Annotated in this window: 4 protein-coding genes and 1 pseudogene; all 5 read left to right on the top strand. The window is 72.2% G+C overall.

Annotated features, from left to right (window positions below; genetic code table 11):
* Positions 1–977: pseudogene (locus SACSA_RS21975) on the top strand (glucose-6-phosphate isomerase); the annotation flags it as partial.
* A gap of 57 nt (positions 978–1,034) precedes the next feature.
* Entirely contained in the window at positions 1,035–2,564 is a 1,530-nt protein-coding gene (gene zwf, locus SACSA_RS0107680; protein ID WP_019814784.1) for a glucose-6-phosphate dehydrogenase, read from the top strand.
* Positions 2,561–2,701 (top strand): hypothetical protein, encoded by a 141-nt coding sequence (locus SACSA_RS25155; RefSeq protein ID WP_019814782.1) that lies wholly within the window; start codon positions 2,561–2,563, stop codon positions 2,699–2,701. The genes zwf and SACSA_RS25155 overlap by 4 nt, the downstream gene beginning before the upstream one ends.
* The gene (gene opcA, locus SACSA_RS0107670) at positions 2,698–3,945 is read left to right on the top strand and encodes a glucose-6-phosphate dehydrogenase assembly protein OpcA (RefSeq protein ID WP_019814780.1); all 1,248 of its coding nucleotides are present in this window, start codon (positions 2,698–2,700) and stop codon (positions 3,943–3,945) included. Before SACSA_RS25155 ends, opcA begins: the two co-directional genes overlap by 4 nt.
* Positions 3,946–4,094: 149 nt before the next feature.
* Positions 4,095–4,438, top strand: a 344-nt coding sequence (locus SACSA_RS21970; protein ID WP_232212882.1) for a 6-phosphogluconolactonase, incomplete at its 3' end; no start/stop codon positions are given.

The raw sequence follows: 4,438 nt of genomic DNA, 5'->3' as shown, positions 1-4,438 counted from the left end.
CCGACGTGGCGCGGCTGCTCGACCAGGCCGCGCTCGTGGCCGAGGAGCTGGCCACCGACGCGCCGGAGAACCCCGCGCTGATGCTGGGCTCCGCCCTCGCCGCGGCACACGCGGGCGGCGCGGAGAAGGTGGTGCTGGCCGACACCGGCTCCGGCATCAGCGGGTTCGGTGACTGGGCCGAACAGCTCATCGCCGAGTCCACCGGGAAGCAGGGAACGGGACTGCTGCCGGTCGTGGTCGAGGGCGCCGACGCACCGGGTTTCGCCGACGCGGGCCCGGACGCCACCGCGGTGGCCGTCGGCCGCTCCTCGGAGGCGGCCGGCCTGGTCACCTCCGGCCCGTTGGGGGCGCAGTTCCTGCTCTGGGAGTACGCGGTGGCGGTGGCGGGCAGGCTGCTCGGCATCAACCCGTTCGACCAGCCGGACGTGGAGGCGGCGAAGAAGGCGGCCCGCGCGCTGCTGGACACCCCGCAGGCCCTGACCGGCTCGCAGGAGCCCACCGCCGTGATCGGTCCCGTCGAGGTCTACGGCGGCGACGCCACGGGCACAGGAGAGGACGGCACCCTGGCCGCCGTGCTGCGGCGGTTCGTCGCAGGCGCCCCCGAGCGGGGCTACCTCGCGGTCCAGGCGTATCTCGACCGGCTGGACGACGCCTCCGCCGAGCTGCTGCGCCCGGAACTCGCCCGGCGCAGCGGGCTGCACACGACCTTCGGCTGGGGTCCGCGGTTCCTGCACTCGACAGGGCAGTACCACAAGGGCGGGCACCCGAACGGGATCTTCCTCCAGCTCACCGGTGCCGTCACCAACGACATCGACGTGCCGGACCGCCCCTACACGTTGGGCACGCTCCAGCTCGCCCAGGCGCTGGGCGACGCTCAGGTACTGGCCGACGCGGGACGTCCCGTACTCCGGCTGCACCTGACCGACCGCGCCGCCGGCCTGGCCGAAGTGGTCCGCGCCGTGCAGGAACTCACCTGATGACCGGAGCTCAGCGCCATGACCGAGAGCTCACGCGATGACACAGGAGCTCACGCGATGACACAGAGGTGGGACAACCCACTCCGCGATCCCCGGGACAAACGCCTGCCCCGGATCGCCGGGCCGTCCAGCCTGGTGATCTTCGGCGTCACCGGCGACCTCTCCCGCAAGAAGCTGATGCCCGCCATCTACGACCTCGCCCACCGGGGTCTGCTGCCGCCCGGGTTCTCGCTGATCGGCTTCGCGCGCCGTGAGTGGGAGGACCAGGACTTCGGGCAGCAGGTGCACGACGCCGTCGCCGAGTACGCCCGCACCCCGTTCCGCGAGTCGGTGTGGAACCGGCTGGCCGAGGGCATCCGGTTCGTCCAGGGCACCTTCGACGACGACGACGCGTTCGACCGGCTCGCCGAGACGGTGCACCGGCTGACCGACGAGCGGGGCACCGGCGGCAACACGGCGTTCTACCTGTCCATCCCGCCGTGGGCGTTCCCGACGGTCACCAAGCAGCTCGCCCGGTGCGGCCTGGCCTCCTCCGACGAGGACGTGTGGCGCCGGGTGGTCATCGAGAAGCCGTTCGGTCACGACCTCACCAGCGCCCGAGAACTCAACGCCGTGGTCAACGACGTCTTCCCCGAGGAATCGGTGTTCCGCATCGACCACTACCTCGGCAAGGAGACGGTGCAGAACATCATGGCGCTGCGGTTCGCCAACCAGCTGTTCGAGCCGCTGTGGAACGCCCACTACGTCGACCACGTGCAGATCACCATGGCCGAGGACATCGGCCTCGGAGGCAGGGCGGGCTACTACGAGGGCATCGGCGCCGCGCGGGACGTGATCCAGAATCACCTGCTCCAGCTCCTCGCGCTGACGGCGATGGAGGAGCCCATGTCGTTCGACCCGCTGGCCCTGCGCGCGGAGAAGGTGAAGGTGCTCGGCGCCACCACCGCCGTCGGCCCCTTCGACGAGACCACGGCGCGCGGCCAGTACACCGGCGGCTGGCAGGGCGGCAAGAAGGTTCCCGGTCTGCTGCAGGAACAGGGCTTCTCGCGCGACTCCACCACCGAGACCTACGCGGCGGTGACACTGGAGGTGCGCAACCGCCGCTGGGCCGGGGTGCCCTTCTACGTGCGCTCCGGAAAGCGGCTCGGGCGGCGGGTCACCGAGGTGGCCGTGGTGTTCAAGCGGGCGCCGCATCTGCCGTTCGACTCGTCGGCCACCGAGGAGCTGGGCGAGAACGCGCTCGTCATCCGGGTCCAGCCCGACGAGGGCGTGACGATGCGGTTCGGCTCCAAGATCCCGGGCACGACGATGGAGGTCCGCGACGTCACGATGGACTTCGGCTACGGGCACTCGTTCACCGAGAGCTCGCCGGAGGCCTACGAGCGGCTGATCCTCGACGTGCTGCTCGGCGAACCGTCGCTGTTCCCGGGCAACGAGGAGGTCGAGCTGTCCTGGCAGATCCTCGACCCGGTCCTCGAACACTGGGCCAAGCAGGGCACGCCCGAGCCGTACGAACCCGGCTCGTGGGGGCCACCGTCGGCGAAGGAGATGCTGGCCCGCACCGGCCGCCACTGGAGGCGTCCGTGACGGACTCCGATGCCGGGACGGAGGCCTTGCGCACCGCGCTCGTCGCCGTGCGGGGCAGCTCCACCGCATCCGAGGCAGGCAAGGGGTCCTGCGTGGCGCCCGACACGGCGGCCGTGACGACGAGGAGGCTCGCGTGATCATCGATCTGCCGTCGACGACGACGTCGCAGCTCAACAAGAAGCTCGTGGAGATCCGGGAGCGCGGAGGCGCGGTCGCGCTGGGCCGCGTGCTCACCCTGGTGATCGCCGCCGAGGACGACGACCAGCTCGAGGAGGCCATCGACGCGGCGAACGAGGCCAGCCGCGAGCACCCGTCGCGGGTGATCGTGGTGGCCAAGGGCGCCCGCACGGCGGCGGCCCGCATCGACGGCCAGATCCGCGTCGGCGGCGACGCCGGGGCCAGCGATGTGATCGTGCTGCGGCTGTACGGGCCGCTGGCCAACCAGGGCCGCAGCGCGGTGGTACCACTGCTGCTACCGGACGCGCCGATCGTGACCTGGTGGCCGGGCAGGGGGCCGAAGTCGCCGGGGCGGGACCAGCTCGGCCAGCTCGCGCAGCGCCGGATCACCGACTCGGCCGCCGAGGCCAACCCCATCCGCGCCATCCACGACCGCGCCCGCGGCTACACCGACGGCGACACCGACCTCGCCTGGACCCGGCTGACCAACTGGCGGGCGCAACTGGTCTCGGCGCTCGACCTCCCGCCGTACGAGCCGGTGACCAGCGCCTCGGTCACCGGGGAGGGTGACTCGCCGTCCACCGAGCTGCTGGCGGGCTGGCTGGCCGAGTACCTGAAGGTCCCGGTGCGGCGGATCAAGACCACGGAGGCCCAGGGCATCGTCTCGGTGACGCTGGACCGGCCGTCCGGGCCGATCCAGCTGGATCGTCCGGACGGCAAGACGGGCACACTGACCCAGCCGCATCAACCCGCGCGCCGGGTCGGGCTCCAGCGCAGGGACACTCGCGACTGCCTGATCGAGGAGCTGCGCAGGCTCGACCCGGACGAGGTGTACGAAACGTCGTTGCACGGGCTGGGCAAGCTGGCCTCGGGCAAGAAGTCGGGCACGAAATCCACGGGCGCCAAGTCAGCGGGAGCCGGTTCCACCGGTGCGAAGTCCTCGGAGGACTCGGACGGGAAGACCGCGCGCGGGAAGACCTCGGACCGCACGTCCGCGAACGGGAAAGCGACGGGCACCAGGAAATCCACCGGCTCGCGGGCCACGGGCGCGAAGTCAGGCGGCACGAAATCGAGCGGCGGAAGGGCCACCCGTGGCAAGGCCGCCGGCGGCAAGACCAGCGACGGCAAGGCCACGGACGGCAAGACCACGGGCGGCGCGGAATCGGATACCGAGGCCGCCGACACACAGGCGAGGTCCTCGTGACCCGAAGCGACGAGACGGGAGCCGGCGTGCCCGGCCACGACAGCACCACCGACGGGCCCGCCCCGGGCGGGCAAGCACCGGACCGGTCCCGCACGGACCTCGTCGTCCACCCGGACCACGAAGTCCTCGCCTCCGCCTGCGCGGCACGCCTGATCACCGCGCTGGCCGACGCCCAGGCGCGGCGCGGATCGGCCTCGCTGGTGCTCACCGGCGGGGGGACCGGCATCGCGGTGCTGAACGAAGTTCGCCGCAGCCCGGCACGGGACGCGGTGGACTGGTCCCGGGTCGACTTCTACTGGGGAGACGAGCGGTTCGTCCCCGCCGACGACCCGGAGCGCAACGAGAAGCAGGCCCGCGAGGCGCTGCTCGACCACCTGCCGCTGGACGAGGACCGGGTGCACCCGATGGCGGCCTCCGACGGCCCGTTCGGCGCCGACCCGGACGCGGCCGCCACCGCGTACGCGACGGTGCTGGCCGAGAACGCGGCGCGCCA

The sequence above is a fragment of the Saccharomonospora saliphila YIM 90502 genome, assembly GCF_000383795.1.
GTDB classification, from domain to species: domain Bacteria; phylum Actinomycetota; class Actinomycetes; order Mycobacteriales; family Pseudonocardiaceae; genus Saccharomonospora; species Saccharomonospora saliphila.
The sequence above is the reverse complement of the archived record's forward strand: the minus strand, read 5'-3'. Positions and strand labels throughout refer to the sequence as shown.